The organism is Mesorhizobium sp. M1409, assembly GCF_040317535.1.
Lineage (GTDB): Bacteria > Pseudomonadota > Alphaproteobacteria > Rhizobiales > Rhizobiaceae > Mesorhizobium.
Genome location: NZ_JAMYKV010000125.1, coordinates 1 through 3,400, shown reverse-complemented (window position 1 = coordinate 3,400; position 3,400 = coordinate 1). Strand labels below are relative to the sequence as shown.

Here is a 3,400-nt window from a genome sequence, read left to right as displayed (position 1 = left end):
TTATGCGTCGGGCGAGATTATGTGGCGGAGCCGCCCTGACGCCCGTCAGGGCCGGCCAAGTCCGACTTGCCTCCGCCGCATAATATTTCATGCCTCTCCCGTGGGCGCGGGATTCCCCTGCGCCACAACACCGGAGGGGCAGGATGCTCGAGTTCTATTTTTCATATTGTGGGGTGCTCAAGCGCCTGCGCAGCGGTGCACTCGGTGGCGAGATGGATCGCCTCGCGGAGCATTTTTTCGCCCTTGGGTATAAGCGAGCGTCCGCCAAGATTTACCTGAGCCGGATTGCGCGCTTTAGCCAGTTTGCCGCGACGCGCTGTGGTCCGATGCCGATCCATCAAGATGTCGTCGATAGTTATTTGTGCACGTTTATGACGGATTCTCCACGCATTGGAGCAGCGTCGGCGCTGGGACACGCACTGCGAGTGGCTCCGGAGCGGTTCATTGCTTCCGTTCCCAGTGTAGATGCTGACCCGGATGCTCCGCTTCTGGCTTCCTTTTCGGACTATCTGCGCAGGGTGCGGGGCCTGGAGCCGAAGACCCGCGAAGGTGTTCTTCTGGGCGGCCGCCGCCTTCTGGATTGGTTCCGCCATCACCATCCCTGCCACGACGTCGAGGCGTTGACGGCTGATTACGTCCTCGCTGCTGTCGAGCATCGGCTGTCCCTATCGGCAACCCCCGGCGCCCGCACGGCAGCGACTTCTCACATCCGAACATTTCTTCGGTTTTTATATTGGGCTGGGCACCACGATCAGGATCTCGCCCACGTCGTCCCAAGGACGCCCCATTGGCGTTTGGCGCATCTGCCGCCGCGCCTTGCATGGGATGACGTTCGGCGGGCGATCGACGCGATCGGCGCAACGACGCCGGTCGACATCCGCGATCGAGCCGTCCTGCTGTTACTCGCCACCACGGGTATTCGCAACGGCGAGCTACGCGCCATTCAGCTCCAGGATATCAACTGGCGAGCTGGCGAGGTTTTTGTCCGGCGCACCAAAGGCAAGCGTGATCGGGTGGCGCCGCTCCTCGAGGAGACCGGCGCCGCGCTCGCCGACTACATCCTGCGCGCTCGACCGAAGGTGGATAGCCCATATCTGTTCCTGTCCTTCACGCCGCCCGTGGGACCGTTCAGGTGCGCATCGCCTGTTTCGAGGATCGTGCGGAAGCGGTTGCGGCATGGCGGAGTCGAACTCGGGCGGGTCGCAGGTGCACATCTCCTGCGCCACAGCCTTGCCACCCAGCTCGTCAGGCAGCGAACGCCGATCAACGAGGTCGCCGATCTTCTCGGGCACCGCAGCATCAATACAACAGCGCTGTACGTAAAGGTCGCGGCCTCGCAGCTCGCCGAGGTCGCACTCCCCTTTCCGGGAGGCGTCGCATGACCGCTTTTGCCCGATTCCTCGGCGAGAATGCCGAGCGTTACATCGAACTGCGCCACTCCCTCGGCTACGCCTTCAGCAAGCAAGCTGGCACGTTGCGGGCTTTCGTCCGCTACGTTGAGCGCGCTCAGCTCGATGCCCCCGCCACCCAGACGATGGCGCTGGACTTCGTCCTGTCGTTCGGCGGCGCCGCCAACGGCCGCGCAACTCGTCACGGCGTGCTCCGCCGATTCTACGAGTATCTCGCCGTCTATGACACCCAAACCGAGGCCTTGGAGCGCAGAGCTTTCCCCAGATCCAGAGCGATTCCGCCTCCGCGTATCCTCAGCGAGGCAGAGTTGGCGTCGCTCATAGACGCATGCGACCGCATTTCGCCAGGGACCCCTCTCAGGGGGCGGACGATGGTGACGGTGATCGGAGTGTTGGCGAGTTCGGGACTGCGATCGGGCGAAGTGGTCAGGCTTGATCGTTCCGACGTCGATCTGTCCAACGGGATTCTCCTCGTTCGGAAGACGAAGTTCCGCAAGGACCGTCTCGTTCCAGTTCACACGACGACCCAAACAGCCCTTCGTCACTACGTGCGTGAGCGCGATGCGGCTTTTCCCACGCCCAAGGACCAGGCCTTCTTCCTCAGCTCCCGAGGCAACCGTCTGTCGGCGAGCGGTCTGCAAAGCGCATTCGCTAAGGTCCGCAAGCTCGCTGGCCTTGATGACGGCAAGCCTTTGAGACCGCACGATCTCAGGCACCGGTTCGCCGTGACCCGTCTTAGCCTCTGGCACGAACAGCGCGCCAACGTTCAGGCGCTGCTGCCTCTGCTTGCCACTTATCTCGGCCACGCCAGCTACAGCGACACGGCCTACTATCTCACTGGCTCTGCGGATCTTCTCGCCATTGCGGCGGAGCGCGCCTTCCTCGATGAAGGTGCAGCATGAGCGAACATTTGCTCCTGGCCTCGCTCCTGGAGTCCTACTTTCGCCGGCGCTTGACCAAGCAGCGCAACGCGACTCCCGCGACCGTGGCCAGCTATCGCGACGCCTTGCGCATGCTTATCCTCTTTGCCGCCGCCCGGTTGCGGAAGAAGCCGGCGGCGTTGACGCTCGAAGAGCTTGATCGAGACCTTGTTCTCGCTTTTCTCGACGAACTCGAGGAGAAGCGGAACAATTCCGTCGCCACGCGCAACGCCCGCCTGGCCGCGATCCGATCTTTCTTCCACCACGTCGCTGCCGCCGACCCGGCGTCCTTCGGCGTCGCCCAACGCGTGCTGACGATTCCCATTAAACGGACGCACATTGAGGTGACGTACCACCTCACCAGGGCCGAAGTGGACACCCTCATCGCGGCGCCTGATCCAAAGACGCCCCGTGGTCGGCGCGACCGCGCCTTTCTGCTCTTCTTGGCACGGACCGGCGCCCGGGTTTCCGAAGCCACCGGCGCTAACGCAAACGACCTTCAGTTGGAGCGCCCGCACCCGCAAGTGCTGCTGCGCGGCAAAGGGCGCAGAGACCGCGTCGTCCCCATTCCTAAGGACCTGGCGCGATCGCTGACAACGTTGTTGAGCGAGCGCGGGATCGCCCATCACGAGCCGCGACCGATATTCGTCGGCGCCCGCAACGAGCGTCTGACTCGTTTCGGAGCGACCCATATCGTACGACGTGCGGCCGCCGAGGCCGTGGCTATCAGGCCGGCCTTGGCCGACAAGCCCATATCGCCGCACATCTTCCGGCACTCCCTCGCCATGAAGCTTCTCCAGTCCGGCGTGGACCTTTTAACGATCCAAGCCTGGCTCGGGCACGCACAGGTCGCCACCACCCACCGCTATGCCGCCGCGGATGTCGAGATGATGCGCAACGGACTCGAGAAGGCGGGCGTCGCCGGCGACCACGGCGTGCGTTTCCGACCGAACGACGCCGTTCTGCAACTGCTGAACAGCATCTAAATATATGTGGCGGAGGCAGTCGGACTTGGCCCGCCCTGACGGGCGTCAGGGCGGCTCCGCCACATAATCTCGCCCGACGCATAAA

Annotated in this window: 3 protein-coding genes; all 3 read left to right on the top strand. The window is 63.5% G+C overall.

Translation table 11 applies throughout. From position 1 onward, the window contains the following. Window positions 1-143 precede the first annotated feature (143 nt). From NKG99_RS35515 to NKG99_RS35505, 3 genes are read left to right on the top strand one after another with little or no spacing between them, the layout of a single operon-like run. Window positions 144-1,382, top strand: a complete 1,239-nt coding sequence (locus tag NKG99_RS35515) for a site-specific integrase (RefSeq protein WP_352874117.1) — start codon at window positions 144-146, stop codon at window positions 1,380-1,382. Then, a complete protein-coding gene (locus NKG99_RS35510; RefSeq protein ID WP_352874115.1) occupies window positions 1,379-2,311 on the top strand; it encodes a tyrosine-type recombinase/integrase in 933 nt (310 codons plus the stop codon). Before NKG99_RS35515 ends, NKG99_RS35510 begins: the two co-directional genes overlap by 4 nt. After that, complete coding sequence (locus tag NKG99_RS35505) at window positions 2,308-3,315, top strand: tyrosine-type recombinase/integrase (protein ID WP_352874113.1); 1,008 nt, start codon at window positions 2,308-2,310, stop codon at window positions 3,313-3,315. Before NKG99_RS35510 ends, NKG99_RS35505 begins: the two co-directional genes overlap by 4 nt. Window positions 3,316-3,400 lie beyond the last annotated feature (85 nt).